We start from the raw sequence: 25933 nt of genomic DNA on the forward strand, positions 1-25933 counted from the left end.
GACATTTGCATCGGAATTGCGAGGTCGAAATGACAGCATCAGTAGCACGAAAACGGATTCTCTGCGTTGATGACCATGAGGATACCAGGGACATGATGCGAGCGCTGCTTGGCGAATACGGCTATGAAGCGGTAATCGCCGCTTCCGTGTCCGATGCGTTGGCAAGTGCCAGGTCCGGCGGACTCGCCTTGTGCATACTCGATCATTGGATAACAGAGGGCAACGGCATTGAGCTATGTCAGCAGATTCGCGCCTTTGACTCACACACGCCGATCATGTTCTATTCAGGCGCGGGCTATAAAGCTGATATCAAAAAGGGGCTGGATGCCGGCGCGCAGGCCTACCTCGTCAAGCCGGACTTTGAACGTTTGAAGCCGACCATTGATCGGCTGATTCATGGAGCCGACCCCACCTCTCATCTCAGTCTTCGGTAGGTTTCTGCCAAGCCTCACGCCGAATATGCACGGCCGCCGTTGCGACCCGGTCATTGGGCAGACGAAACTCGACGACACCATTTCCAGTCCCACCATCCGAAACCACCCGAACTTCTAATGCTGTTTCCTTCATTTTCTCATCTCCGTGTGCCTGTGCGAACCCAGATTTGTATGAACTCTTGAACCAGTCAAGGCCGAGCATATGATGCTCGTTCCCGCTATGGCGTTCGCTCCAGGAGCCGGTAGATTTTGGGTTAACGATTAGGACACTATCCTCAAGTCTCGTCAGAGTTACGAACAATCCGCAGTTCAACCGGCGCATTTATTCGATTCAGTTCGTCTCTCAGTTCTTGATTCGCCCCGAGCTTATCTTCGTCAAAATCCCACAGAGGCCGCCAGTCAGTGGACGTAAGTGGATTATTGGCTTCTAACCGCCAAGGCTTCTTACCCGTCTGCTGTTCCATAGCTCGTAACCTTAAACCGCTCTATGCTACAGATCAGGCGCTGAGGAGTCTGTTCAATATTAGACAGGGCTAAAAATAATTCGTAGGGAAAACTCGAGATTGGGAAAGTAAGCTTTCCCGAGGTGAATCTCTGCGCGGTGCGTTGGCTCTATCCCGGCTCCGACTCTGCCAATAGTTGTCTCACTTCATCCATCAACGAATCCAGATGCACGGGTTTGCTCATTGCGCGGTACGCCCCGGCTCTGATCGCCTGGTCCATTTCTTCGTTACCAAAAGCGGTCAATACCAGTATCGGCACGTTATCAAGTTCTGGTTGCGCCCTCAACTGTTTGACGAACTCAATACTGTTAAGCTCAGGCGTGCTGATATCAGTTATGATCAAGTCGGGCTGCTCAGCAACAGCCATGTATAGTCCTTCCCGGCCATCACTAGCGACGACTACCACGAATCCTTCGGTGGTTAGGTGCAAGTGGGTTAGGTCGCGTGTGTCGGGTTTATCGTCAACAACAAGAATCTTCCTCGTCATTTACGCGCTGCCTTTCTGATGGGTTGTCACAAGCGCCAAGACCAACAGCATGCTCACGCCGGAGTCAAAGGCAAACTGTGACATTGCGTTGCGGGGACGGGTTTAGGTAAAAATTCCCGCCTCAAAATTGATGGTTCAAATAAGCTGCCGCACGGAGAAGTAGCCTGTAGCTGTGAATTCACAGCTACAGGCAACAATACCGATAAAGGACGGCCTCTTCTCAGCCTTTAGCGAACCGATTCCAAGTTGAGAATCACCGACAGAACGGCGCCCAGGATGGAATACTTTCCGTTAGAGTAGCTGCCGTATTGAGACCGGCTGTCAAAGCCGTCTTCATAGCCCCGGCGGAAGCCCTCGCGGAAGTAATAGTTGTAGTCGCTCTGGTCTACGTAGTAGCCACTGTAGCCGTAGTTCGCATCCTGATAGGCATAGGAGTCTTGATAGCCGGACTGCCAGCGATCCTGACGGTCTGCCTGTCCCGATCGAAAGCCTTGCTCGTAGCCGTAGTTGACGGCTTGGCGAAGCAAGTTTGCGCCGTATTGATTCGTCTCGTAGTAGCTGCCGCCGCGCGAATACCGATAATTCGAAGCCGCGTAGAAGTACTGATTGCGATCGCGGCTGTAGTTACGCACGTTCTGAAGGCGAATCTGCTGCAAGCGCGACCAGTACTGTTGCTGATAACGGTACTGCGCCATACGCCTCTGTTGCTGTAGCTGTGCCGTTCGCTGTTGTTCGAAACGCTGCTGCTGTGCCAGTTGTTGACGGTACTGTGTCTCACGCTGTTGCTGCCGCTCAACGAGCTGCTGTTGACGCTCCTGCGTCGGACGCTGCTGACGTGCGACCTGAGTCTGAGCAGCCTGAGTCTGAGCAGCCTGAGTCTGAGCAGCCTGAGTCTGAGCAGCTTGAGTCTGTTGCTGCTGCTGGCGCTGTTGCCTATTGGCTTGCTTCTGAGCACCCTGACTTTGTTGCTGACTCTGCTGATTTTGCTGCTCAGCCTGAGCCTGCTGCTGGCGCTGTTGTCTATTGGCCTGCTTCTGAGCAGCTTGAGTCTGTTGCTGACTCTGCTGGTTTTGCTGCTCAGCCTGAGCCTGCTGTTGGCGTTGCTGCTTATTGGCCTGCTTCTGAGCAGCCTGAGTCTGTTGCTGATTCTGCTGCTGTTGCTGCGCAGCTTGAGGCTGCTGTTGACGCTGCTGCTTATTGGTCTGCTTCTGAGCGGCACGTTGCTGCTCACTCTGTTGTTGCTCTGCTTTACGCTGTTGTTTGCGTTGCTGCTTATCCGTGTTTTCCTGCGCGTTTCCCGGTGTGCTCGCTCCAATCAGCAGCAACCCGCTGACTACAAATCCCACCACCACTCGACTGAACATATTGACTTTCATTTGAACTCCTTTGCTTAACAATCCATTCGCTCCAGAACGAAACAATCATCGAGGCTCGGAGCGAAGCGCCTCGAGGTCTGCCTGCGCCGACCCAATTGCGGAAGGCCCAGGGCAACCGTATCAAACAAAGGACGAGAACCTCTTCACGAAACGCATCTCGAACGTGCGCTATCCGCGGCGGCGGAAAATCAGGTGATACAGCGCCAGTAAGATTAATGCTGCGAGTATTGACACGATCCATCCGGCAGGCTCGCCCTCCTTGTAGAAGCCGAGCGCTCGCCCAAGGTAGCTGCCCAGGAACATACCGGCAATACCCAGCAAAATGGTGATGATGAATCCGCCTGGATCGCGGCCGGGCATCAATAGCTTGGCAATCACGCCAATGATCAGACCCGACACAATCATCGCAATAATACTCATAAGGTTCTAGCCCCTTCTTTCTCTCCCTCAAATTGGTATCGAACGAATGATATGCCGATTCGGGACAGGTTTCTGTTCACTAGTGGACAGTTTCCCAAATAAGTTGCCGGCTATAGCAGGTGAGTTGAAGAGGTTCTTCCGGGCCTTGGATTAGACGGACAGTAGCGGGGAAGGGGAGTTCGTTGAGACGCTCGGGTTCTCGCTTGATACTCCCCATCAAGCGGTCTTAGCCGGGACGGAGGTGCGATTGCGGCTGAGAGGAGAGCCTTGAGAGCTCTCTTCTCAGCCAGCTTGTCGAGAGCGGACCGAAATAACTTCGGTCCGTCAGATCCTGAAGTTAGTAGCGCGAGCCGTAGCCGCCGCCGCCATTGTTACGGCTGTCGGTCTTCGGTTTCGCTTCATCTACCTTGAGCGCGCGCCCATGGAGTTCTTGCCCGTCGAACTTCGCTTTAGCCGAGGTGGCTTCCGCCTTCGAATTCATTTCGACGAAGCCGAAGCCCTTCGAGCGGCCCGTATCTCGGTCTGTTATTACCTGGCACGATTCTACCGGGCCCACTTCGCTGAAGAGGTCACGGATTTCATCACTGGTAGTCTCGAATGAGAGATTACCAACAAACAATTTAGCTGACATAATGATTTTCCTTTTTTGGTTAAGTTGGAAGCAGGCCGAGCGGTTCGCGGGAACGGTTGCGGGCGGAGACGGTCGGCACCCCGAATTTTTCGGGCGAGGCCCCTAACAGATGAACGGTTGACTCTTCTTCAAGCTATTGATGGTCCTGGTCACATCAGACCCTGGCGCATCTCCGTTGTTTGCCGAAGAGCAGGTGGATGTCGAGAGGGCAGACAAGTCCGCCCTCTCGAATTAGATCACTATCTACTTCAAGCCTTAGCAGCAAGCTTGTGAAGTGTCGAAGTGGAAAGCTCGAAGGTCTCGACCTTAGGAGTTCCGTCAACGACCTTTGCCACGATTTTCAGTAGCTCGGGATAACCTGTGCGGTTGTAATTCTCGCAGTTCTCTTTCGTCTCCCAGAAGCTGATTGCTAGTGCTTCCGAGCGCTCGGGGGCGACGAAGGTGATCTCATCGCGGAAGCCCGGCTGCTTGCGAAGCAGTGGGAGAATTTCGTTCTCAATTAAGCGGTTAAATTCTGGCGCGGTATTCGCCTTCAGTTTCATGGTCACATTACGTGTAAACATTTGAGCTCCTTTGCAGGTGAGCTGTTGGATTCAGATGGACTGGATGATTCCAGAGAAGCTGAAGAAGAGAGTAAGCTATGCTCGGTTCGTAGCAACTCTATGGATAAGCTGGAGATTTGTCAAACAGAAGATAGTGAAATAGTCCTCTGCCGTTGTGAAGTGTCGAGCGGATTCACTCTCAAAGCGGTGTTTTGGTGGTGTTAGCACTCATCAGCGAACGATAATAAAAGTGAAATAAGAATGCCTGACTTATACAATAACTGAACTGTATGGCTAGACCTGCTTTAGTCTCTGAGTCAACGATGCGCCCGGCACGACTCGAACGTGCGACCTCTTGCTTCGTAGGCAAGCGCTCTATCCAGCTGAGCTACGGGCGCGTATGCGGTACTGATTGGCAAGCACCGGTGTTACTCAGCGATTATTGCAAAGGCTTCGAGAGAGTGTCAACGAAGCGTGATTCGTGAAACGTGATGCGTGATTCGTGACAGCAAGAAGAAGCATGGTTCGCGAGGAGTCGCGCAGCAACGCATTTGCTAGTCAGCACGCAGGGTGATACACAATTCACAATGAAGCGCGAAGTCCCGAACGATATTCCCCATATTCCAGAGTCGATCCCGTACATCATTCAGAATCTTGAAGCGGTCTACGGCGCGCCGAAGCTTGAGCGCGGGCTTGATCCGCTTGATGTGCTCATTGGGACGATACTCTCGCAATCGACAACCAACGTTAACAGCTATCGCGCCTTCGAGAACTTGAAGCACAGGTTTCCTACGTGGGAGGCGGCTAGGCGAGCGCGCGTCACCTCTATCGAAGCCGCGATAAGATCCGGCGGACTTGCCAGACAGAAGTCGGGCCGGATCAAACAGTTGCTTAATGAAATTCACCAGCGCCGCCGGTCGCTCGATCTGTCTTTTCTAAGAACCGCGCCGCTCGAAGAAGCCAAGCAGTTTCTCGGCAGCTTCAAAGGCGTCGGACCGAAGACCGTCGCTTGCACTCTGCTGTTCGCTTGCAACCGCGCGGTGTTTCCCATTGACACTCACATCTTTCGCATCGCTCGAAGGCTTGGGTTGATTCCTGAAAGCTGTTCGGATGAAGAGGCTCATCGACTGATGGGCGGAATGATTCCCCCGAAGCGCTACTACGAAGTGCACGTCAACCTGATTCGACATGGCCGTCAAGTCTGCCGCCCGAGCGATCCTCTCTGCGGGCACTGCTGTCTGGTTGACTACTGCGAGTACTACCAGGGTTTAACCAAACTATTGATTGGCAAGAAATCCGTGTGAATCCGTCAAATCCGCGTTATCAGTGGTCTATGTGTTTTGAAACCGCCGCCATAGACCACGGATGACGCTGATTCGATGGATTTGCACAGATACAAATCTTCACTCAGCGAGATGAGTGCGGACTATTTCCGCTATCTCAGCAGCGAGTTCATCAGGAGAGAGTTCCGCCGCATGGACAACGTAGTCCGCTTTCTCGTACGCAGAGCTCCGTTGTTCGAGAAGCGTTTTCATTTGAGCTTCATCACCAAGCAGCGGACGCGAACGGTCCCCGCCGATTCTTCGCAGGCAAACCTCGAGCGGGCAATCGAGCCAGACGGTCTTCCCAATCGCGCGCAACGAGGTCCGGTTCTCTGCTGAGACATAAGCGCCGCCGCCGAGCGCGATCACCGCGCGAACCATCTCGCTGCAAGACTGAATCGCTTCGCGTTCGATGCGGCGAAACCCTGACTCGCCAAGCTCGGCAAAGATTGCTTGAATCGATTTGCCGGCCTGTTTTTCAATAAGCTCGTCGAGATCGGAGAAGTCGTATCGGAGGTGTCGGGCGAGCGCGCGCCCGACGGTGGTCTTGCCAGCGCCCATGAAGCCGACTAGAAAAATCGGCGAGTCGTCTGACAGAGAATTGCTCGTAGCGATCATCGCTTGTCACTCAATCGGGGCCGGCGCGACGGTGCCTGGCGAGGTCAGCATCGCGAGCGACTCATAGAACTTCGGGAACGAAACGCTGGCGCAGTCGGCGTCGACGATCTCGGTTGTTCCTTTCGCTACCAAGCCGGCGATCGCGAACGCCATGGCGATTCGATGATCGCCGGAAGTCTCAACCCAACCGCCAGTCAGCCGCTGTGGGCCGGTTACGGCGAAGCCGTCGTCGAACTCTTCGATCTTGCCGCCAAGCGCCCTTATGCCATCGGCGACGGTTCTTATGCGGTCGCTTTCCTTGATGCGCAATTCCGCGGCATCGCGGACCTCGACTCGCCCTTCGACCTGAGTGGCGACGACGGCAAGGATAGGAATCTCATCAATGATATTGGGAATGATCGCGCCCGAGAGAAGTGTGCCGCGCCGTGCGCTTCTTAGCTCTCGGCCAGTGACAGCAAGATCGCCAACCACCTCGTTATCTTGTTCTCGAACATTCTGCGCTTTGATGTTGGCGCCGAGCTCATTCAGCACGTCGATGAAAGCCGAGCGAGTAGGATTGAGGTTCACGTCTGGAATCAGGGCTTCAGAGCCAGGCAATATCGTTGCGGCGGCAATGATGAAAGCCGCGGAAGACACGTCGCCGGGCACATGATAGTCGACCGGATTCAATTCGTGCAGTCCTTCCACGCTCAACGAGCCGCTGGATGAGTCGCGTTCAAAGTGTGCGCCGAATCTTTTCAGCATGAGCTCGGTGTGATTGCGCGACTGACTCGGCTCGGAGAAAGTAGTCCGGCCATCGGCCAGCAGCCCTGCAAACAGCACGCACGTTTTTACCTGAGCGCTTGCGACCAGGCTGGCGTAATCGATCGCTTTGAGCTTTCTGCCGTGTATTGCAAGCGGTGCGAAGCTCCCGTCTGTGGCTTCGATGCGCGCGCCCATCAAGCTGAGCGGCTCGATGATCCGTGCCATTGGCCGGCGGCGCAGGCTGGCGTCGCCATCGATCGTTGAGGTGAACCGCTGTCCGGCGAGCAGCCCGGTGAGCATTCGTATCGTTGAACCTGAGTTGGCGGCGTTGAGATGGGCGCGGGCGGCAAGCGGCCGGTAGCCGAAGAGTCCTTCGCCATGAACCACGAGTTCCGAGCCGGCGGTTTCAACTCGCACTCCGAGCCTGCGAACGCATTCAAGCGTCGCCTTGCAATCGGCGCTGGAGGCCAGTCCGGTGATTCTGGATAGGCCGCTTGCGATTGAAGCAAGCATCACGATTCGATGTGAGATGGACTTGTCGCCGGGCATCTTCAGCGAGCCGTTGACCCGCGTTGGCCCGTTGATTCTCATCGATCTTGACATCGCAACTTCGCGCATGTTACACAATGACGCGCCTTGTGACCACTCCTTGTTATATCGCGCGGTTCGACTACGGTCTAGAAGGTTAAACGGAAAGGCATACCGCGAACCGATGACAGAGACCATCGAGCTTTCAATCGACAGCAAACTCGAGTTCGTTGATTTGGTCGCGTCGGTCACCAAGAGCGTTACGACTAAGATGGGGTTTGACGAGGATGACGCAAGCTGGATCGAGCTTGCGGTGCATGAGGCGGTCATCAACGCTATAATGCACGGGAACAAAAGCGCCGCCGAAAAGCAAGTGGATGTTCGGTTTGTCACCGAACAGGAGGGGCTAACGGTTTTCGTCAGGGATTATGGGGAAGGGTTCGACCCGGCGCTGTTGCCCGATCCCACGAACTCCGATAATCTGCTTAACCCGAGTGGCCGCGGGATCTTTTATATGCGCACTTTTATGGACGAGGTCGAGCATTCGATTCATCCAGAAGGCGGAAGCGTCGTGCGGATGAGAAAGGTCAAACGCTCATCTTAAGAACCCAATTTCTCGAACCCGGAAAAAGGAGACGTAGACGATGGCTAATCTGAATATCAAAGACCGCCAGGCGGGCGATGTCACGATACTCGATCTTTCTGGCAAGATAACGATCGGAGAGGGCAGCGTGCAGCTACGCGAGGCCGTCCGCCGCCTGCTCGATGAAGGTAAGAAGAAGATATTGCTTAACCTCGGCGACGTGTCGTACGTGGATAGCTCAGGAATAGGCGAGCTGGTCAGTTCTTATACGACGACGAACCATAACGGCGGCCAGTTGAAGCTGTTGAATCAGACCAAGAAGATTCACGATCTCCTGACCATCACCAAGCTTTTGACCGTGTTTGAATCGTTCGACGATGAGGCAAAGGCGGTCGCGACTTTCAAGTAGAAAAGCAGGCCCGGATGAAGGGCGACTGATGTTGAAGCTGATTAAGGGCGCAGGCCTCTACGCTAAGTAGAAGCTAGCGCCCTTTCGCATCTGCGAACAATGCCGATCAAGCTCCACGTGCTTGCGATACTTTGCGCGCTGCTGGCAATGCCGGCCGGCGCGCAGCAGTCCAGGCAAGACCCTAAGACCTGGGCCGTCGTCATCGGCATCTCCAAGTATCAGAAGCTTCCCGGCGGCCAACAGCTTCAGTTTGCCGATCGTGACGCCATATCCTTCGCCGAGGCTCTCGAGAAGAGAGGAGTGAGCGCGCAAACCCTGAAGCTGTTGACCGGCAGTGAAGCGACCGCTGCCGCCATCAAGTCAGCGATCGGTAACTGGCTCGCGCGGTCGGTTTCTGAGTCGGACACGGTTCTAATATTCTTCTCGGGCCACGGACTGTTCGAGCGCGACTTCGGCGAAGCTTATTTGCTCGCTTACGACTCTGATCCGAAGGAACCTTACAGCACCGCGTTGTCGGTCAGCGAACTCAGCCAGGCGCTCAGTCGCAGAGTTCGCTCAGGACGCGTGCTTGTTATAGCCGACGCGGTGCGGCGTGACTTCTTCGATCCTGAATCCGACGCCAGTTCAGCGACCTTGTTTGGACAGGCTTTTGATCAGCTTACCGCTTCCCGCCCGGGAGTGTCGGCGATCATCGCGAGCGGGCCCGGCGAGTTTTCTCGCGAAGGACAGCGATGGGGCGGGCGCGGCGTGTTCACCAAGCACCTCGCCGATGTGTTGTTCGACGGGGCCGATAGGAACGGCAACGTAGCCGTTACGACTGGCGAGCTTTTCGAGCTTCTGAAAGCGCGTGTAGCAGATGATACCTCTGGCAAGCAGCATCCGTGGCGCAGCGGAAGCGGCCTTGCTCATCTTGGCGGGGCTCGCCCCCAGCAACCTGTTCAGCAACCCGTTCAGACAAGAGCTGACCGGGAATCCGCCGCCAGAACGGCCCCGCTCAATCCAGCTTCGCCGCTGGAGACGGGAGACGAAAAGAAAGTGTCAGAGGCTCCAGCCCAGGCTGCACCGAAACCGACTCCGAGCCAACCCCCTAAACAAGTCGCTGAGATAAAGCTACAGCGCGAGTTGCCGGTTGAACCAAAGCGGACTGAAAAGGCGCGGGCAAACGATGAGAAAGCTGAGCCGGCGCAGAGTGTGAGCGAAAAGAAGCTGGAGCCTCCATTGCGTTCTGTGAACGAGAAGAAACCTGAACCGCCGATTGCCTCTGGTGAAACGCAGTCCGGAAAGAAGTCGGAGATCAACTCACCCAGAGTTGGCCGCGAAATCGCGAATTCCAACGCAACGCCAAAGCCCGTAGCGGCTTCAAGCAACGACGCGCCAAAGCCCGCGCAGCCCGCGCCAACCAAACCTTCGCCACCCCGAGATTCAACTCCGCCCAAAACTGAAACCGTTCGCGGAACCCAGGCAGGACCTGCGACGGCGCCGCCCGTCGAACTTGCCCGGTCCGACGTCGCAGTTGCCGAGATAGCCGCGGCGCCAAAACCACCGGTCACTCCACCAAGCACCGGCGCTGTTTCATCGGATCGGGCGGCCAATCGACCCGAGACTTTTTCCAGTTCTGTTCCGACGATCCGGCCCGAAGCGGCGCCATCGCCTCTGGTCTTGCAACTCGAAACCGCGATCGCCTCGAAAAACCTGATCGAGCCAAAGAACGCCAGCGCCTGGGACTTCTATCAACAGATGACGTCCGACCCGGCCGCAGCGGCGGATGTGGCTCGATTGAAACCGCTGCTCTCAGAGGCGCTGGCGGTGCAGGGGCGAGCCATTGTCAGCGGTGACGTGCGCGGCGACAACATCTCCGACAAGGTGGATGACTTCAAGCGGGCCGGACAGATGCTCGCTCGCGCCCGAGCGCTGGCGCCTGATAACCGCGACGTGAGCGCGCTCGAGAAGCTCAGCGCGGCCGAGGCTCTGATAGCGTTGCAGTTTTTTGATGAAGCTGAACGGGCGTTGGGGCAGCTCCAGTCCACGAAGCTGGCTGCGGTCGAGAACGCGCTTGGGCTCGCGCTTCAAGGCAAGCTCGATACGTTCCGAGCCGAACGCGCGTTCAAGCGAGCGATCGAGCTTGATCCGAAATGGGCGGCTCCGCATTACAATCTCGCGATGCTTTATAGCAGCCAACAGAATCAGGCGTCGCTTGCTGAGTTTGAATCGGCCGCCTCGCTTGACTCAGGCAACGTGACCCTCGTAAGCGCGCTTGGCGACGAATACTTCGCGCGTCAGCAGTGGAAGCAATCTGCTGAAGCATTTCGCAAAGCGATTGCGCTCAAACCCTCCGACGACAACCTGCACACGAAACTGGGACACGCGCTTTACAGTCAGGGGCTGCAGGAGGAAGCAAACCGCGAGTATCAGAAGGCCCGCGAGCTGCGCGCCAAGCAACCCTAGCATTCGCCTCACCACCCACGATCGAGCGTCACCCTACTTTTTTTTCTTCTCTTCGAACGGCTGGCTGAGGTCGAGCAGATAGAGCTCATTATCTTTCTCGCGGTCTGAACCAAACAGAATCTCGGTGTTCGAAACAAACACCGGCGAGTGGGTGGTTGCCGGCTTGAAGGTGAGCTGCTTGATCTGCTCCGTCGCTGAATCATAGAGAAAAAGTTGGGAGCCTACTCGCGCGGGCGCGACGAACGCGATGAGCTTGCCGTCGGGTGAAAGCGTGGGACTGTGTTTGGGGAGATCGGGCTCAGGCAGCTCGTGGGCCTGGCCGACTTGAGGATCGAACAGGTAAACGCTTTGCTGCTGCTCGGCTTCTTCCTGAGCCCACAGCACCATCATCCCGCGCGCGGCCCCGGTGACATAGTTCCGAATGCGCGCGTATCGGGTTTCGGTGAGGTCGCGCTGAGCCTTTCCATCGAAATCATATTGCCACAGCGAATGCCTTCCGCTGAGGTCGCCCACCTTCAACAGCAAGACGCTCTTGCGATCAGCCGATATGCCGGGACGAATGGATGAACATTCATCTTCGGTGAAAACCTCGGGTTTGCCTCCGGCTACCGGAAGTGAGGCGACGTGCAAGATACCGAACGCCGCGTCGGGCAGCGGGCTCTGGTCTGAGGTGTATAGCAATCGCTTGCCGTCGGGCGTAAACACGGGCTCCTTGTCGCTGAAGGAATTCTTTGTGAGCTGGCGCAGCCTGCCCGATTTGATATCGAGGATGAAGATCTCGTCAAAGCTGGCTGTTTCGTCGAAGCCGGCGAACGCCACCGACTGACCGTCAGGTGACCACTGCGGACTGGCCACTCCCCACTTCAGGTTGGTCAGCGGCGGCCGGATCGAATGATCGCCGATGTTCATTACGTAGAGATTGGGCGATGCGTCGGGCCTGTGAGCGATCAACAAAATTGATTTCTTATCCGGCGACACCGGGCCAATCGAGTACAACCCCATTCCCTGAGTGAGCTTTTGGACCTTGAATGCGTCGGGCTTCTTGTCTTCCTTCTTCTCGTCTTTGGTCTTAGAATCCTGCCGAGCCGAGCCGGGCGCTGAGGTAAGAAGGAGAGGCAACATCACTAGGAGCGTCGTGCTTAGCAATGTCGGCTTGAGAGAAACACGTCCGTTCATCAAAGTCACTTTCACAGTAAACCATTGTTGGTTGAAGCAGCGCTTCATCACAGTACCGCACCGGCCACCGAGGGAAGCCTTAGCATCCTAGCACGGCACTACTTTCACCACAAAAGCGCAACCCGCCGGCAAGCTCGAATGGAGTTCAGAGTTCAGGGTTTGCAGTTGTTGGCTAGCTTTATAAATCGACCCAGGAACGCCGAACGTTTGGACTCTGAACTCTGAACTCTGAACTCTGAACCCTGAACCCTGAACTCCCATTGGTTGACGGTTCCGGCTCTGAGCGGGCCATGCTACACTTTCGTTCTTGCCTATGGCGAACGAAATCCATATAGGTAAAGTGACTATCACGCCGAATTTGGCGCTTGCGCCCATGGCCGGCGTCACCGACTCGTCTTTTCGTCGATTGATCAAGGAACTCGGCGGGGTTGGCTTGATCATTACCGAGTTCATTTCCGTCGAGGGAATCACCCGCGGCAACATGCGCACTCATCGCATGATGAAGTTCCTTCCTGAAGAGCGCCCGTTGTCGATTCAAATTTTCGGCTACGATGACGAACGAATGGTCGCGGCCGCGGAGATCATCGAAGAAAGCGGCGCCGACATCGTGGATATCAACTGCGGCTGTCCCGCGAAGAAAGTCGTCAACGGCGGAGGCGGCTCGTCTTTGCTTCGCGATCTGCCGCAGCTTGAAAAGATTCTGCGGCGCGTGCGCAAGGCGGTGTCGATCCCGCTCACGATGAAGATCCGAACCGGCTGGGATGATTCTTCGATCAACGCAGTCGAAGTGGCCCGCTTAATCGAAGACTGCGGCGGAGACATGGTAGCGATTCACGGGCGCACCCGCATGCAAGGCTACAGCGGGCAGGCGAACTGGGACGTGATCACCGCCGTGAAGCGCGCGGTTGGAATTCCAGTGATCGGTTGCGGAGACGTCACGACTCCGGAACAGGCGCTCGCGCGATTGGCTGAGAGCGGCGTCAACGGCGTGATGATCGGCCGAGGTGCGATCGCCAATCCGTGGGTTTTCCGCCAGACGTCCGAGTTGATGCGCGGTGAACCGATGTATCAGCCGCCGCTCGGTGAAAAGCAGCGTGTGCTGCATCGTTATTACGAGCTGCTTCGAGATGAGCTGCCTGAGCGCGCACTTTCAGGGAAGCTCAAGCAGATGTGCGGCTACTTCACGCACGGGCTTGCGGGTGGCGCCAGGCTTCGCGAACGAGTGTTCCATTCGCAAACGATTTCGGAGATATACGGTCAGATAGATGAGTACTTCGCGTCGATGATCGAGCGCGGAGTTCCGCCCGACGCCCTCACGCGAGAAGAGCGAGCATTCATCGACCCACAGCCTCGCGATCCGAAGAACGCGGAGTTTACACGCACGGCGCCGACAGCTATCGGCTAATTCTAGTAGGTGCCCGATGAAACTACGCCACGCTTATCTCGTCTTGTGCGGGTTGGGCGCTGTCCTTCCGTATTCCCAGTTGATCCCATGGATTGCAATACATGGCCTGAACCTTTCTCTGGTTTTCAAGGAGCTTTTTTCTACGCGTATCGGAGGATTCTTTGGCGTGGATGTGATGGTATCGGCCGTAGTGCTGTTCATCTTTGTTGGCACAGAAGGCCGTCGGCTCGCGATACAGCATCTATGGTTGCCGGTTCTCGCAACGCTCTTGGTGGGCGTATCCCTTGGCTTGCCCCTGTTCTTGTACATGCGCCAACGGAGACTCGATGAACTGCCTGATTCATCATTGCAGACGTGATGAAGAAGCTCACGTCAAAGGAGGGCTGCTCCGAGCGAGGTTCCCTGTTCGTAGTTCTCAACCACGGCGGCGACTGGCTGACTAATGCACATCATTACCAGAAAGCGGCTCAATGAATTTGCGGACAAATACCCTGAGACGAAAACCGCTCTTGCACATTGGTACCGCTCGATGAAGCAGAACAACTTTGATTCGTTTGCCGACCTTCGATCGATATTCTCTTCGGCAGACCAAGTTGGTAAGCTGACAGTGTTCAATATCGGCGGCAATAAGGTACGCTTGGTAGCAGCCGTTCACTATAATCGGAAGAAGGTTTACATCAGAGGGGTGCTTACCCACGAAGAATACGACGAGAGTAAGTGGAGGGAATAGAGATGCAGAACATAGACTTAAGCAAAGCAGCAACCGCGTGGCCTCCTCTGGCCGGGACCGTCTTTGTTCCGCACACGGAGGAAGAGTACAACCAACTCGTGGCCCTGTTGGACCAGCTAATTGACGAGGTCGGAGAAGACGAGGGTCATCCACTTGCATCGTTGATGGAGATACTTGGCGTTCTTATTGAGCATTATGAAACCGCTCACGTGCCCGAGTTGGTTAGCGAGTAGGCGTCCGTGCACCTGGGGCTTGACCCATGGGTTAAGGTATCGCAGATTAATGAATACTTCGCTTCGATGATCGAGCGCGGAGTCCCGCACGATCCTCTCACGCGAGAAGAGCGATGCAGGCACAGCCTCTCGACCCGAAGAACGCGGAGTTCACACGCACTGGCACCACCATCTTCGGGCTGATGGTGTGAGACACCGTGAGTCTCTATGATTAAACGCTGCACAACTGCCGACGAACTGATCGGATTCCTGCGGGAGGACCCGCAATTTCAGCCTAGGCATATTGTTGACGTCACGGAGCGAGGAATGGTGGGGCAGATCTTTCGTGGCCAAAGCAGTCTCTCGTGGAGACTCGTCCCGACAGTCCATCGTTTTGGAAATCCGCATCCCCTTGCGAGTTTTACTCCTCAACCCCTCGATGAACCCTCGGAATACCGAAGCCCTCGCCAGTATCTCGGCCAACACCTTCACGAAGAAATGCGTGCGGTGTATCTGTTCTTGGAACGAGCAGACAAGCTCGGCATCCAGACGGCGATCGACTACGCAGCGTTCCACGAGCACCAAGTAGTGATTGATGCAGCGATCTATGAACAGCAGCCTTATGATTGGAACACTCCCTTTCCGAGACTCAGCATCACACCAGGATTTGCTTTAGCGCAGCACCACGGTGTTCCAACGCGGTTTATTGACTGGACCGAGTCGCCACTTGTCGCGGCATACTTTGCCGCAGTAGAGGTATCGCAACGACTGCAAGGCGCTCGCCGCCAGTGCGCGGATGCCGAGATCGCGATCTTCATACTTAAGACATATTTGGTCAGGAACTCACAGCAAGTTGATATTGTCGCCGCACCCAGACACATCAACAATAATCTGCGGGCCCAGCGCGGCATATTCGTTTATTTGCCAAAGGCTAATGGGTTTTTTTTGGAGAAGGGCAAGTGGCCGAGTCTTGAGGACGGCCTTAACACGACCGTCGAGGGAAATGGATGCTTAGATGCTGTCACGCTGTCGGCGGACAAGGCCGATGACCTTCTGCGGAAGCTGTGGCACTATGACATCACGCGTCAGCACCTAATGCCCACGCTTGATCACGCTGCGAGCGCGGTCAAGTACGAGCAGGCGCTCTTTCCGAGCTTACGCGAGTACCGTGCAATGGACGAACGCGACGGTGCGAAAACTTGATGGAGAAACCCGTCCGCCCGTTCTAGCTACGACGCAACGGATTGCCCCACTACCGATAACTTCTGTGTTCACAGGCGCGGATCAGCAATGCTATGATGAGTCCGTTATGGTAACCAATGTAGTCGCAACGATCACGGCGCTCGAAGCTCAGGCTGCGGCGAGTCTCTTCTTGTCTGACAATCTGGGGGATCGTTTTCTGGCCAGCAGTCCGAAGCTCGATGGTGCGAACAACGTGTGGCGCGTACCTATACTGCTTGCTTATCCAATCATTGGTCCCGTGGGTCAGACCGGAGAGATTCTGGTTAACGAAACGTCCGAGGAGATCATCTCTTTCACTCCGCTTGAAGAAATGAAAGCCATCGCTCGGAGGCTTTACGAAGAGAATCGTGATGCCATCGAGGCCGCCTTTAGCTGAACGATCCGATCAAGAAGCTTCCGCTCAAGTCCGGTAAAGGTTATGAGCCTCGCGCTCTTTTCGTGCTATAATCCCGCCGCTCGTTTCCCGTGTGATAAGTTCCGAATGGAGTCACGGTCATGTCTTCGCCCCAGCCAAGCTACTCCGGCATGCACGTCAAAGGAGGGCTGCTCCGAGCCCGGTTCCTCTTTGTACTTCTAAACCACGGCGCCGATACCTGGGCGCGCGTTATGTCCGATTTGCCTGAAGAAGAGCGCGAGTCGCTGAAGGAAATCGTTGTAGACAACTGGTACCCGCTCGGAACGTTGGATCTGGTCGACCGCTCGATTGCTAAACAACTCGGCGAGGGGGACAAGGAAGATGAAGTGTTCGATCGGCTGGGAGACTTCTCGGCAACGTCGGCGCTCTCCGGTGCTTTCAGCAGTCTGATCAATCCGGACGTTCACAGCTTCCTTACTCAATCGGCCTTGATCCATCATGGGTATCAGGATTTCGGCACGGCCTCTTACGCACCGCTCAGTGAGACCAGCGGCTTGCTCACGATCCAATACGACAAGGCGCCTCCCCCAAGCTTTTGTGCGAGCGGCTCCGCGTACTTCCGGCATGCGGTCGAGTTGTGCGGCGCCCGGTCGGCTCGAGTCACACACACCCGCTGCCGAAGTCGCGACGATGCGGTGTGCGAGTTCTACTTCACCTGGCAACCTTGATCCCTGGGAGCGCAGGCATCCATCAGGGCGCGGGAATCCCACCAACGCAGTTGGTGGATCGTTCATACTCAGTCTACAAAAGTACTGGCGCACGCCATTCGGAATCCCACCAACGCAGTTGGTGGATCGTTCATATCCAGCCTACAGGTCAGTGAGGTCGCCTTCGCAGCTCGGGTATCAACCATTCACGAACTGCGTTGATGGTATTACAGAAACTGGGGGGATGGCTGCCGCATCGTAGGTCGGGTATGAACGATCCATCAACCGCGTTGGTGGGATTCGGGACGGGCGTGCCCGGTACTCTTGTAGGCTGAGTATGAACGATCCACCAACTCCAGTTGGTGGGATTCATCCGCTCCTCTAAAGTGGCAGCGGAACTCGCGCGCAAGACAACCAAAACTCAGAAAAAGTATACAAAGCACTCGCTGAACCCGCGCTTGTTTCACTGTAGGGTTCGCACCGTGTTTTTGACTTGGTAGACGCGCGGCCATATAATCCGGCCGGCCCATTTCCGCTCGGGCCGGGAGGCAGCTTCTTGGCGCAGTTGCGTATCATTTACTTTCTCATCTCGTTGGTGGCGATTGCTTCGACTGTCGCGTGCAGTCGCCCGTCACAGGCGCACAACAGTTCGGTTCAACCTGTCGCCGATGCGTCAGCCGATTCCGATGCCGATGGCATTCCAGATAAAGCCGAGCTGCGCCCCTTCGATGATCGTCAGAACTTCAGGCAATGGTTTGCGGCAATCGCTGAATTGCAGTTTTACCAAATCAGCAATGAATGGAACGCCGAGCAACGCGACTGTGCCGGGCTGGTTCGTTTCGCGTGGCGAGAAGCGTTACGCAAGCACGACCGGCCGTGGTTCCAGAAGATGGGCGCGGAATACGAACCCGTCGCGCCCGATGTGCGAGCGTTCAGCCTCGACACGAATCCTCTCGGCGAAAAACTCTTTCGTAGGGACTTCGGTTCGTTTCAAGAGGGCGATCTCGCGAGCGCCAAGTTCTCAGAGTTCGCGGACGCGCGCACGCTTAAGAACTTCAACTGCGTCTTCGTGAGCCGTGTCCGCCGCCGCGCCCAGCGAGGCGATCTGCTGTTCTTTCATCAACCCTGGGTTCAGAAATTCCCTTACCACCTGATGATCTTTATTGGTGAGCCAGTGCGTGACGGCGAAGGCGCAGCGGACTGGGTCGTCTATCACACAGGGTCTTCGCCGACAGACGAAGGCTCGTTGAAGAAAGTGCGCCTTGCCGTGCTGGATCATCATCCGGACAAACGCTGGCGGCCGATTGAGATCAATCCAAACTTCCTTGGCTACTATCGACTCAAGATGCTTGATTGAAGGAGGCATCGAACGTGTTCAAAGATAATTCATATAGTCATCGCGGCCTGATAACCGTAGCGGTCTACCTGTTTGTCATCGCCGGCGCGCTTTCGATATCAACGTTGCGGCTCCGCGCTCAGAGCGGAGCGGTTGAGACCGCCGCCTCGGGAGCGGCTTCCACAGCCAATTACAAGCCTTACTTCTCTCTGTCCACCAATCGCACCTATGGCACTGCCGATCGAGCGCGCGTATGGATCAACTACGTCGGCGTCGACCACATGGACTTTCGTGTTTATCGAGTCGGCGACCCTGTCAAGTTTTTCAAACAACTCGACGATCCCCACCAGATGGGCGAGGGTGAGAAGTATCAGATCATCGCGGCTCTCAAGAAAGAACCGTCTGCTCTGGAAAAAGTCCGCTCGTTCAAAGTCTCGATCTTCAAATCGATCAAGGATTATTTCCGCAACCAGCTCCGCCGTGGCACGCGCGAGTCGCTCAACCAGAAGCTCAATCGCGAAGGCGATCGCCAGCCGCTCAACGTCGCCGACTATGCGCGAGTTCCGCTGCTCAACCCCGATCAGATGGTCAGCAGTTGGCGCGAGAGGCTGACCCCGCTTGATAACCTATACGACACGCGGATGGTGATGCTGGGCAAGCGCGACCCCGGTGTGTACCTGATCGAAGCGGTCAACGGCGACCTCCGCGCCTACACCATAGCGATCGTCACCGATCTCACGATGATCAATAAGACGACTCCGACCGGCGAGATGCTCATCTATACCGCCGATCGCAAATCCGGCGCGCCACGGGGAGGAGTAAAAGTCGAAATCATCAAAGCTAAGAAGTCCGTCGCCACCGGAACGACCGACAAGAGCGGCATGTTGAAGACACGCATCGAGCAGCCTAAGCGCGAGGCTGAACAGGCGCCGGAGGACCGCGATCCCGAAGCCGAGGCTTCAAGCGAGCAGCGCAACTCCTATCTGGTCACCGCACGCGACCACGATCATTTCGCGCTCTCGGATCTGGCGGCGTATTACTTCGGGGGCTACCAGAGCGAAGGGTACGAGGGGGAGGGTGAAAGCGAGGGCGGCGGCGGACTCACGGGTTACATCTACACCGATCGGCCCATCTACCGTCCAGCTCAGAAAGTGTTCTTCAGAGGAATACTGCGGACCGCCGGCGAGCGGGGATATGAATTGCCCAGCGGCTCTGTCAATGCGACTATCGAGGACCCGAACGGCGGCAAGCTTTTGGAAGCCGATTTGAAGCTGACCGCGCGAGGGACCTTCAGCGGGGCGGTCGATATTGCGCCGGGCGCGCCGCTTGGCCAGTACCGCATCATCGCCAAGACCGGCGCCGCCAGCGCAAGCGAATACTTCGAAGTCCAGGAGTACAAAAAGCCCGAATACAAAGTGAGTGTCACGACTCCCAGAAAATTCGTCGAGGTCGGCCAGAAGGTCAAGTTCTTAATCGAAGCGCGCTACTTCTTTGGAGAGCCCGTCAAAGAAGCTGACGTCACTTACTACATCTATCGGTCCCGGTATTATCCGTGGTGGTGGGCTGAAGATGATGATGCGGAAGCCGATGAATCGGAGAATCAAGACGAAGGCGGCTACGGCTACGGTAATGATATGGTCAAAGATGGCCAGGGAGTTTTGAAAGCGGACGGAAAGATGGAAGTTGAGTTCGAAGTTCCCGCCGCCGACGAGAAGGATTCTTCCGACTATACCTACCGTCTGGAAGCGCAGGTCACCGACCAGTCACGCCGAACGATCGAAGCGCGCGCGAGCTTCGTCGGCACGCGCGGCAACGTCGTCGCCAACACTCGCACGGATCGCTACGTCTACTATGAAGGTGACACGGCAAAGATCAAGGTCAGCACAAGCGACTACGAGGGCCGCCCGCTTGCCGCCGGCGTCACGCTCAAGTTCATCGAGCGCCGGTGGGACGCAACGCAAAAGCAGGATGAGTCGGGCAGGACGCGCTATGAGTACACCATGCGTGAGCGCGAGCTGGCGTCGGCCGATGTTTCCACCAATCAGCAGGGCGAGGCCAGCTACGACTACGCCGTGACCGCGCCCGGCAGCATAAACATCAAGACGATAGTCAAAGACGGAAAGAAACAATATCCCTCGAATGAGGATTACCTGTGGGTGGCGGACAGGAAAAGCGAGGGGTCGGACTGGTCCTTCGGTGACGACCAGTCGATCAAGCTGGTCGCCGACAAGAAGTCTTATCAACCTGGCGAGACGGCTCACGTGCTGGCAATGCTGCCAACCGACAAGGCTCACTTGCTGGTGACGACCGAGCTGACCGGCGTGATGACCGCCCGGATAGTCGACGCTCCGTCGCGCGCGGTGATGATCGACGTTCCGATTGAGCCTCGATATGCGCCGAACGTGTATCTGAACGTCGCTTATGTGAAGGACGGCGAGATGTACACGCACGACCGGTTGCTAAGCGTGCCCGCGCGGAGCAAGTTTCTCGACATCGAAGTCCTTGCCGACAAGAAGGAATACAAGCCGCGCGAGACGGCTCGCTACACGATACTCGCTCGCAACTCGGACGGCTCACCGGCGCCGGGCGCGGAGCTTAGCCTGGGCGTCGTCGATGAAGCCATCTACAGCGTCAAGCCTGATCAAACGCGCGACATTCGCAAAGCGTTTTATGGACGGCGCTACAACCAGGTGCAGACGATCTTCACCATCTCTTACTACTTCAAAGGTCACTCGGGCGAAAAGCCGCTAAACATCGCCGCCAACAAACCGGCTTATCAATTGGCCGATTTCAAGAATGAAGGCCAGTACGCCGAGCCGACCATTCGAAAAGATTTCAAGGACACAACCTTCTGGCAGCCTGACATCGTGACCGGATCAGACGGCAAGGCTACGGTTGAGGTCAAGCTGCCCGACAACCTGACTACGTGGCGGGCTACGGTTCGCGGCGTCACCGCGGACACTCGAGTCGGCTCGGCGATTCTGAAATTCGTCGCGCGCAAGAACCTGATCCTCAGGCTCGCGACGCCGCGCTTCCTGACCGAAGGCGACACGGTCACGTTGTCGGCGATCGTTCACAACTATCTCGACGCGGCCAAGGCCGTGCAAATCTCAATCGATGTCACCGGCGCGCGCCTGCTGGACTCGGCGTCGCAGACGGTGACCATCCCGAAACAAGGCGAGCATCGGATCGATTGGCGTGTTGCGGCGAATCAAGTGGGAGAGGTAAAGCTGCTGGCAAAAGCGCTGACCGATCAAGAATCGGACGCGGTAGAAATTCCTCTCGAGGTTGTGCCGCACGGATTGAAGCAAAGCACCGGCGGCGCGATAACGCTTTCGGGAGACAACGACGAGAAGACAATCGCGCTCAACCTGCCGGCCGATGCTCACGCGCAAGCGCGCTCGCTTCGCATCGAGGCGGCGCCTTCAATAGCCGGAACGCTGTTCGGCGCGCTTGACTATCTGACCGCGTATCCTTACGGGTGCACCGAACAGACGATGTCGAGCTTCTTGCCAAATGTGATCGTTGCCGCGGCGCTGAAGGAAGTAAAAACCGCCTCGATTCGAGCAACGAATGATCTTGGCACGAAGGTGCAGCGCGGGATGGATCGACTCTACGGCTTCCAGCACGACGACGGGGGCTGGGGTTGGTGGAAGGATGACAAGACCGATCCGTTCATGACCGCCTACGTGATCGACGGGTTGACGCTGGCGTCTCGCGGCGGCTACGCGACGGATAAGTCTCGCATAACCAACGGCCGGGACAAGCTTATGCGAATGATCGCCGCCGGCAAGGGCGATGACGGACAGTCGATTGATCCCGACACACGCGCCTATATGATTTACGCGCTCGGCGAGAGCGGAACCGTAGACGCGGCATTGATCAACGAGCTGTTCTCCAAGCGAGGCGAGCTGCAAGCCTACGGCCGCGCGCTGCTTGCATTAGCGCTCAAGCAGCACCGCGATGACGCTCGGGCGAAGCAAGTCGCGGGTGAGATCGAGCAAGCCGCTCGCTCCAACGAGTACGACACGCACTGGGAATCGAAACACACGTCGCACGGCTACACAGTCGAAAACGACACCGAAGCGACGGCGCTCTCGCTCAAGGCGCTGGCCCGAATAAACCCGCAGAGCGCGCTGCTGGCAAAGGCGGCGAGATGGCTGGTAGGGACTCGCCGCAACGGCTACTACTGGGAGTCGACAAGGCAGACGGCGTTCGCGATCTTCGGGCTGATTGATTACGTTAAGGTCAGCAAGGAGCTCTCTCCGGACTACTCGGTTCAGGTGTACCTGAACGGCGAGCAGATAATCTCGAAGCAGGTGACGGCTGCAGACGTCGCTTCGGCGCAAGCGTTCCTCATCGAGCGCAAAGGCTCGCAGCTCGGCGGCTCAAATCAAGTGCGAGTGGTCAAGACCGGCAAAGGCGCGTTGTATCTCTCGACTTCGCTCAACTACTTCACTCGCGATGAAGAAATTCAGGCCCAGGCATCACCGAATCTGACGCTGACTCGCGAGTACCTGCGGCTTCGCGTGGTGGAAAGCGGCGAAAAGGCGAGATGGGAGATCGAGCCGCTAAAGGGCGAGCTGCGCTCGGGTGATTTGATCGTATCGCGCCTTCGCGTTCAGGGTTCGAGAGCGCAGTACATGATGATCGAAGATCCGATTCCCGCCGGCTGCGAACAGATCGACCGAATCAGCGGACTCGACCTGGCTTACGTCGCCGATGCAGGCTCGAGGCGATGGACGGATTGGTACAGCGCGCGCGAGTTCCGGGATCAGAAGACGGCGTTGTTCGTGGACTACTTCGACGGCGACGCGATGTTTCAAGTCGCGTTGCGAGTCGAAGTGCCCGGCGACTTTCGCGTAGGGCCGGCTCGCGCGGAGTTGATGTATCAGCCGACGGTGCAGTCGAACACAGCCAGTGGGAAGATGAGGTTTCTTGATAAGAAGTGAGGGTGTCGAAGTTATAGAAATAGATTAGGCATAGTTAGCAAGACGGCTGTTTGGCGTGATATTCTCCGAGCATGCGGTTCCAAGAATTGGAGGCCGAGTGGGACGACGATAATGTGGAGCACATCGCAAGGCACCGCGTGGAACCCGAGGAAGTGGAAGAGATCATCTATGAGGATTGCTATCCCTCGTGGATTGTGCGCGGGCGGCGGCGCGTTGTCCATGAAGCGCGATGGAGGCTTTACGGACAAACGTGCGCCGGTCGTTATCTCATCGTGGTGGCGGCACCGTACCCGCAAAGTGGAGTATGGCGTGCGGTGACCGCGATGGAAATGGATTGCCGAACTCGACGGAGGTATAAACAGTGGCGAGGAAACTGACAGCAGCACAGCGCCGGGCTCTTCGTAAGGAGGCCGAAGAATGGGACCGCCTCAGCGATGAGGATTGGGCGCGACTTTTCGACGAAGGCACGCCCGTTAAGGTCCATATCCGACGACCGGCGCCTAAGACCCTGACGGTCGCACTTGATGAGAAGACGCTGAACCGGCTTCGGCGCATTGCCCGACGGAAGCAAGTGCGTCCGAGGCAACTCGCGGCGATCTGGATCGCGGAGCGACTTGGAGAAGAACCGGCTACAGAACCCGTTCCTCGTACCGGCTAAGCAGCGCGTTAAGGGATCCGCGATGAGCGCGGCTGCCAATAACGAGAATGGCGGGCAGTGGTCGGTCCGCGCGGTGATGACCTGATCATCGAGTCGTTTCACAATGTCATCTGCTATGAAATCATCCTCTTGATTAACTCCGCTCCGCGCGAACGCGAAGTCGCGGAAACCTGTTTGCTAAACGATAGAAGGTTACAAATGGGAGCTACTCTAAGCGCAGATGTTCTGGAAGACGATATCGCGGTATCTTTGGCACGTGTGCTCGCGTCTGCGAATAAGCGTGCCCGCGAATTGAACAAAAGTGTTCCGCGGAGTCTCATTACCATCACGCAGCTAATCGACAATGGCCCGTCCTGGCGCATTGACTACGGCCCTAAGGATTATGTTGGGCGGCGTGGTGGCGACCTAGTCATTGAAGTGGACGCTACCGACGCAAGCATCAAACAGGTTCTCCGTGGGCGGTAAGTCAAGAGTTACGGACTGGTTCGACGGTGCCGCGACGTTGCGAGTGCAAGTGCCGGCGAGTTTCGAGTGGCTCCGGCACGCGCGGAGTTGATGTATCAGCCGCCGGTGCGGTCTAACACCGCAGGCGCGCGAGTGAGCATTGTGGATTAGAAAGTAAGGAGGAGGAATAAAAACCAATGAACTGGAAGCCTTCTTTGTTGCAAAACATGATGCGGAGTCGCGGCGCTGTTTTGCTTGCACTGACTGCGCTTTCGGCGCCGATCACCTTCTCATCCGCAATACCGCCCACAGTAACTCCTTTTTGTGCGTGCTGTGCTGACCCAGGAGAATGGAGTTTAGGAACTGACAAGATTGACGATTATCAGATGAAAGAACTCAACAGGCTTACGCTCGACGGAGTGGCAAATTTCTATACAACTGATGCGTGGCCTGATGGCGTTTCTGGTGTCGCTGCACCTGACGGCTATCAAGACGGTTATTTTGTTATTTCAATAGTGCGCGAAGAGCCGGACTGGAAACTCTTTTTCAAAACATTGAAAAGTGAAAAGGGCGCGTTGATTCTGACGATACCTGGAATGGCCACATTCTTCGAGGCGGACATTGCGCAAGGCCCACGGCCAGAACGAAAGACAACAGCGGGGCTTTACAAGGAAATTCGGTTGGAAGGAAAAGTTCGTGGCACTGGGATTTTCGCAAAGGGGGTTGTGCCGAAAACCAAATACCGGCTTGTGCTGCAAGGGAGCGGAAATAGGTGTTTGAATGCGGAGGACTTCTATCGTTGGAACCTGCGAGTCTCCGGTCCACAGGCGGAATATACCATCTACGGGTACTTTGCCAAGCCTACTCCGGGAATCAATCGTTAAAGTTTATCCATCGTTTATACTCTTGCCATGCCCAAGCTGGACATCATTCACAACGCCGTGAAGAATGCTCTAATAAAAGATGGCTGGACGATTACTCACGACCCTTTCACCATTCAATACAAAGAACTGAAGTTGTATGCGGATCTGGCTGCGGAAAGACCTTTTGCGGCTGAGCGCGGTGGCGTGAGAATCGTCGTTGAAGTCAAAAGTTTCGTCGGCACATCCAAACTTCAAGACTTGAAATTGGCCCTCGGACAATACGACATCTATCATAGTTTTTTGAAAGTAATCGCGCCTGAGCGCAAACTCTACGTAGCCATCAGCCACGCAGCGTACAAGGGGTTCTTTGGCAAAGAGGCTATACAGTTGATAGTCAATACTCATCCACTTCCGTTGATCGTAGTTAACTTGGAAACTGAGGAGATAGTGCAATGGATAAACTGAAAGAGTATCACGAACTGCTAAAGCGCATCTTGACCGAGCAGGTCGAACTATGTCGCCGCCAACCGGTGCCCGATGTCGAGACCTTTCTTGTGATTGATGAAGAACACAGGAACTACATTTGGATGAATGTTGGCTGGCAAAACGGAGAGCGGGTGTGCGGGATGACAGTTTACGTTCGCATCTGCGATGGCAAATTCTGGATAGAAGAAGACTGGACGGAAGACGGAATTGCTACTGACCTGGTGCGTGAAGGCGTTCCCAAAGAAGACATAGTGCTTGCTTTCCACGACCCCGAGACGCGCAAGCATACCGACTTCGCCGCGGCTTGAGCCGAAAAGCGTCAGCC

The 25933-nt window shown here is 56.1% G+C and carries 29 protein-coding genes and 1 tRNA gene; 20 read left to right on the forward strand and 10 right to left on the reverse strand.

Going from position 1 to position 25933, the window contains the following annotated elements; genetic code table 11:
* Positions 1-29 precede the first annotated feature (29 nt).
* A complete protein-coding gene (locus tag AABO57_10775) occupies positions 30-434 on the forward strand; it encodes a response regulator (protein ID MEK6286215.1) in 405 nt (134 codons plus the stop codon).
* Here the strand turns inward: AABO57_10775 and AABO57_10780 are convergent.
* The 7 genes from AABO57_10780 to AABO57_10810 all read right to left on the reverse strand — a co-directional run bounded on the left by AABO57_10780 (position 421) and on the right by AABO57_10810 (position 4791).
* Positions 421-567: a hypothetical protein gene (locus tag AABO57_10780; protein ID MEK6286216.1), complete on the reverse strand. Its 147-nt coding sequence runs from the start codon at positions 565-567 to the stop codon at positions 421-423. The two genes, AABO57_10775 and AABO57_10780, sit on opposite strands and share 14 nt — an antisense overlap.
* A gap of 479 nt (positions 568-1046) precedes the next feature.
* On the reverse strand, positions 1047-1424 hold the full coding sequence (locus AABO57_10785) for a response regulator (GenBank protein MEK6286217.1): 378 nt from the start codon (positions 1422-1424) through the stop codon (positions 1047-1049).
* Between the two features lie 227 nt (positions 1425-1651).
* Complete coding sequence (locus tag AABO57_10790) at positions 1652-2800, reverse strand: hypothetical protein (protein ID MEK6286218.1); 1149 nt, start codon at positions 2798-2800, stop codon at positions 1652-1654.
* A 168-nt stretch (positions 2801-2968) separates the two neighbouring features.
* Complete coding sequence (locus tag AABO57_10795) at positions 2969-3220, reverse strand: GlsB/YeaQ/YmgE family stress response membrane protein (protein MEK6286219.1); 252 nt, start codon at positions 3218-3220, stop codon at positions 2969-2971.
* A gap of 337 nt (positions 3221-3557) precedes the next feature.
* The gene (locus AABO57_10800; GenBank protein ID MEK6286220.1) at positions 3558-3851 is read right to left on the reverse strand and encodes an RNA-binding protein; all 294 of its coding nucleotides are present in this window, start codon (positions 3849-3851) and stop codon (positions 3558-3560) included.
* A gap of 248 nt (positions 3852-4099) precedes the next feature.
* Positions 4100-4414 (reverse strand): hypothetical protein, encoded by a 315-nt coding sequence (locus tag AABO57_10805; GenBank protein ID MEK6286221.1) that lies wholly within the window; start codon positions 4412-4414, stop codon positions 4100-4102.
* Between the two features lie 303 nt (positions 4415-4717).
* Positions 4718-4791 (reverse strand) — tRNA-Arg (locus tag AABO57_10810).
* Between the two features lie 189 nt (positions 4792-4980).
* On the opposite strand from AABO57_10810, the gene AABO57_10815 reads away from it, so the two are divergent.
* The gene (locus AABO57_10815) at positions 4981-5697 is read left to right on the forward strand and encodes an endonuclease III (GenBank protein ID MEK6286222.1); all 717 of its coding nucleotides are present in this window, start codon (positions 4981-4983) and stop codon (positions 5695-5697) included.
* Positions 5698-5796: 99 nt separating this feature from the next.
* On the opposite strand, the gene AABO57_10820 is transcribed toward AABO57_10815, so the two are convergent.
* Both AABO57_10820 and aroA read right to left on the reverse strand, forming a co-directional pair.
* A complete protein-coding gene (locus AABO57_10820; GenBank protein MEK6286223.1) occupies positions 5797-6333 on the reverse strand; it encodes a shikimate kinase in 537 nt (178 codons plus the stop codon).
* Positions 6334-6339: 6 nt separating this feature from the next.
* Positions 6340-7680, reverse strand: a complete 1341-nt coding sequence (gene aroA / locus AABO57_10825; GenBank protein MEK6286224.1) for a 3-phosphoshikimate 1-carboxyvinyltransferase — start codon at positions 7678-7680, stop codon at positions 6340-6342.
* Between the two features lie 109 nt (positions 7681-7789).
* On the opposite strand from aroA, the gene AABO57_10830 reads away from it, so the two are divergent.
* The 3 genes from AABO57_10830 to AABO57_10840 all read left to right on the forward strand — a co-directional run bounded on the left by AABO57_10830 (position 7790) and on the right by AABO57_10840 (position 11042).
* A complete protein-coding gene (locus tag AABO57_10830) occupies positions 7790-8209 on the forward strand; it encodes an ATP-binding protein (GenBank protein MEK6286225.1) in 420 nt (139 codons plus the stop codon).
* 40 nt (positions 8210-8249) lie between these two features.
* Complete coding sequence (locus tag AABO57_10835) at positions 8250-8597, forward strand: STAS domain-containing protein (GenBank protein ID MEK6286226.1); 348 nt, start codon at positions 8250-8252, stop codon at positions 8595-8597.
* A 99-nt stretch (positions 8598-8696) separates the two neighbouring features.
* Positions 8697-11042: a caspase family protein gene (locus AABO57_10840; GenBank protein ID MEK6286227.1), complete on the forward strand. Its 2346-nt coding sequence runs from the start codon at positions 8697-8699 to the stop codon at positions 11040-11042.
* A 33-nt stretch (positions 11043-11075) separates the two neighbouring features.
* Here the strand turns inward: AABO57_10840 and AABO57_10845 are convergent, their stop codons facing one another.
* Positions 11076-12218, reverse strand: coding sequence for a hypothetical protein (locus tag AABO57_10845; protein MEK6286228.1), 1143 nt, complete (start codon positions 12216-12218; stop codon positions 11076-11078).
* A gap of 313 nt (positions 12219-12531) precedes the next feature.
* On the opposite strand from AABO57_10845, the gene dusB reads away from it, so the two are divergent.
* From dusB to AABO57_10920, 15 genes are all read left to right on the forward strand, one after another.
* The gene (dusB, locus tag AABO57_10850) at positions 12532-13623 is read left to right on the forward strand and encodes a tRNA dihydrouridine synthase DusB (protein MEK6286229.1); all 1092 of its coding nucleotides are present in this window, start codon (positions 12532-12534) and stop codon (positions 13621-13623) included.
* A gap of 16 nt (positions 13624-13639) precedes the next feature.
* Positions 13640-13981, forward strand: a complete 342-nt coding sequence (locus AABO57_10855) for a DUF2834 domain-containing protein (protein ID MEK6286230.1) — start codon at positions 13640-13642, stop codon at positions 13979-13981.
* An 84-nt stretch (positions 13982-14065) separates the two neighbouring features.
* Entirely contained in the window at positions 14066-14353 is a 288-nt protein-coding gene (locus AABO57_10860) for a type II toxin-antitoxin system HigB family toxin (protein ID MEK6286231.1), read from the forward strand.
* Between the two features lie 2 nt (positions 14354-14355).
* The gene (locus tag AABO57_10865) at positions 14356-14586 is read left to right on the forward strand and encodes a hypothetical protein (GenBank protein MEK6286232.1); all 231 of its coding nucleotides are present in this window, start codon (positions 14356-14358) and stop codon (positions 14584-14586) included.
* 207 nt (positions 14587-14793) lie between these two features.
* Positions 14794-15768 carry an FRG domain-containing protein gene (locus AABO57_10870; GenBank protein ID MEK6286233.1) on the forward strand — a complete coding sequence of 325 codons (975 nt, stop codon included), beginning with the start codon at positions 14794-14796 and terminating at the stop codon, positions 15766-15768.
* A gap of 106 nt (positions 15769-15874) precedes the next feature.
* Positions 15875-16183: a hypothetical protein gene (locus tag AABO57_10875; protein ID MEK6286234.1), complete on the forward strand. Its 309-nt coding sequence runs from the start codon at positions 15875-15877 to the stop codon at positions 16181-16183.
* Between the two features lie 119 nt (positions 16184-16302).
* Positions 16303-16890: a hypothetical protein gene (locus AABO57_10880; protein MEK6286235.1), complete on the forward strand. Its 588-nt coding sequence runs from the start codon at positions 16303-16305 to the stop codon at positions 16888-16890.
* Positions 16891-17425: 535 nt separating this feature from the next.
* Positions 17426-18226, forward strand: coding sequence for a DUF1175 family protein (locus tag AABO57_10885; protein MEK6286236.1), 801 nt, complete (start codon positions 17426-17428; stop codon positions 18224-18226).
* A gap of 14 nt (positions 18227-18240) precedes the next feature.
* Positions 18241-23157 carry an MG2 domain-containing protein gene (locus tag AABO57_10890; GenBank protein ID MEK6286237.1) on the forward strand — a complete coding sequence of 1639 codons (4917 nt, stop codon included), beginning with the start codon at positions 18241-18243 and terminating at the stop codon, positions 23155-23157.
* A gap of 168 nt (positions 23158-23325) precedes the next feature.
* Positions 23326-23475 (forward strand): hypothetical protein, encoded by a 150-nt coding sequence (locus AABO57_10895; GenBank protein MEK6286238.1) that lies wholly within the window; start codon positions 23326-23328, stop codon positions 23473-23475.
* A gap of 43 nt (positions 23476-23518) precedes the next feature.
* Complete coding sequence (locus AABO57_10900) at positions 23519-23815, forward strand: hypothetical protein (GenBank protein ID MEK6286239.1); 297 nt, start codon at positions 23519-23521, stop codon at positions 23813-23815.
* A 57-nt stretch (positions 23816-23872) separates the two neighbouring features.
* Positions 23873-24280, forward strand: a complete 408-nt coding sequence (locus AABO57_10905) for a hypothetical protein (protein MEK6286240.1) — start codon at positions 23873-23875, stop codon at positions 24278-24280.
* 176 nt (positions 24281-24456) lie between these two features.
* A complete protein-coding gene (locus AABO57_10910) occupies positions 24457-25143 on the forward strand; it encodes a hypothetical protein (protein MEK6286241.1) in 687 nt (228 codons plus the stop codon).
* A gap of 27 nt (positions 25144-25170) precedes the next feature.
* Entirely contained in the window at positions 25171-25587 is a 417-nt protein-coding gene (locus tag AABO57_10915; protein ID MEK6286242.1) for an element excision factor XisH family protein, read from the forward strand.
* Positions 25575-25916 (forward strand): XisI protein, encoded by a 342-nt coding sequence (locus tag AABO57_10920; GenBank protein MEK6286243.1) that lies wholly within the window; start codon positions 25575-25577, stop codon positions 25914-25916. Before AABO57_10915 ends, AABO57_10920 begins: the two co-directional genes overlap by 13 nt.
* Positions 25917-25933 lie beyond the last annotated feature (17 nt).

This window comes from Acidobacteriota bacterium, from assembly GCA_038040445.1.
GTDB lineage: Bacteria > Acidobacteriota > Blastocatellia > UBA7656 > UBA7656 > Onstottus_A > Onstottus_A frigus.

Excerpts from the sequence above, each read along its gene's own strand:
- AABO57_10775 (MEK6286215.1), top strand. The coding sequence starts at position 30 with ATGACAGCATCAGTAGCACGAAAACGGATTCTCTGCGTTGATGACCAT.
- AABO57_10780 (MEK6286216.1), bottom strand. The coding sequence starts at position 567 with ATGAAGGAAACAGCATTAGAAGTTCGGGTGGTTTCGGATGGTGGGACT.
- AABO57_10785 (MEK6286217.1), bottom strand. The coding sequence starts at position 1,424 with ATGACGAGGAAGATTCTTGTTGTTGACGATAAACCCGACACACGCGAC.
- AABO57_10790 (MEK6286218.1), bottom strand. The coding sequence starts at position 2,800 with ATGAAAGTCAATATGTTCAGTCGAGTGGTGGTGGGATTTGTAGTCAGC.
- AABO57_10795 (MEK6286219.1), bottom strand. The coding sequence starts at position 3,220 with ATGAGTATTATTGCGATGATTGTGTCGGGTCTGATCATTGGCGTGATT.
- AABO57_10800 (MEK6286220.1), bottom strand. The coding sequence starts at position 3,851 with ATGTCAGCTAAATTGTTTGTTGGTAATCTCTCATTCGAGACTACCAGT.
- AABO57_10805 (MEK6286221.1), bottom strand. The coding sequence starts at position 4,414 with ATGTTTACACGTAATGTGACCATGAAACTGAAGGCGAATACCGCGCCA.
- AABO57_10815 (MEK6286222.1), top strand. The coding sequence starts at position 4,981 with ATGAAGCGCGAAGTCCCGAACGATATTCCCCATATTCCAGAGTCGATC.
- AABO57_10820 (MEK6286223.1), bottom strand. The coding sequence starts at position 6,333 with ATGATCGCTACGAGCAATTCTCTGTCAGACGACTCGCCGATTTTTCTA.
- aroA (MEK6286224.1), bottom strand. The coding sequence starts at position 7,680 with ATGTCAAGATCGATGAGAATCAACGGGCCAACGCGGGTCAACGGCTCG.
- AABO57_10830 (MEK6286225.1), top strand. The coding sequence starts at position 7,790 with ATGACAGAGACCATCGAGCTTTCAATCGACAGCAAACTCGAGTTCGTT.
- AABO57_10835 (MEK6286226.1), top strand. The coding sequence starts at position 8,250 with ATGGCTAATCTGAATATCAAAGACCGCCAGGCGGGCGATGTCACGATA.
- AABO57_10840 (MEK6286227.1), top strand. The coding sequence starts at position 8,697 with ATGCCGATCAAGCTCCACGTGCTTGCGATACTTTGCGCGCTGCTGGCA.
- AABO57_10845 (MEK6286228.1), bottom strand. The coding sequence starts at position 12,218 with ATGAACGGACGTGTTTCTCTCAAGCCGACATTGCTAAGCACGACGCTC.
- dusB (MEK6286229.1), top strand. The coding sequence starts at position 12,532 with ATGGCGAACGAAATCCATATAGGTAAAGTGACTATCACGCCGAATTTG.
- AABO57_10855 (MEK6286230.1), top strand. The coding sequence starts at position 13,640 with ATGAAACTACGCCACGCTTATCTCGTCTTGTGCGGGTTGGGCGCTGTC.
- AABO57_10860 (MEK6286231.1), top strand. The coding sequence starts at position 14,066 with ATGCACATCATTACCAGAAAGCGGCTCAATGAATTTGCGGACAAATAC.
- AABO57_10865 (MEK6286232.1), top strand. The coding sequence starts at position 14,356 with ATGCAGAACATAGACTTAAGCAAAGCAGCAACCGCGTGGCCTCCTCTG.
- AABO57_10870 (MEK6286233.1), top strand. The coding sequence starts at position 14,794 with ATGATTAAACGCTGCACAACTGCCGACGAACTGATCGGATTCCTGCGG.
- AABO57_10875 (MEK6286234.1), top strand. The coding sequence starts at position 15,875 with ATGGTAACCAATGTAGTCGCAACGATCACGGCGCTCGAAGCTCAGGCT.
- AABO57_10880 (MEK6286235.1), top strand. The coding sequence starts at position 16,303 with ATGTCTTCGCCCCAGCCAAGCTACTCCGGCATGCACGTCAAAGGAGGG.
- AABO57_10895 (MEK6286238.1), top strand. The coding sequence starts at position 23,326 with ATGAGGATTGCTATCCCTCGTGGATTGTGCGCGGGCGGCGGCGCGTTG.
- AABO57_10910 (MEK6286241.1), top strand. The coding sequence starts at position 24,457 with ATGAACTGGAAGCCTTCTTTGTTGCAAAACATGATGCGGAGTCGCGGC.
- AABO57_10915 (MEK6286242.1), top strand. The coding sequence starts at position 25,171 with ATGCCCAAGCTGGACATCATTCACAACGCCGTGAAGAATGCTCTAATA.
- AABO57_10920 (MEK6286243.1), top strand. The coding sequence starts at position 25,575 with ATGGATAAACTGAAAGAGTATCACGAACTGCTAAAGCGCATCTTGACC.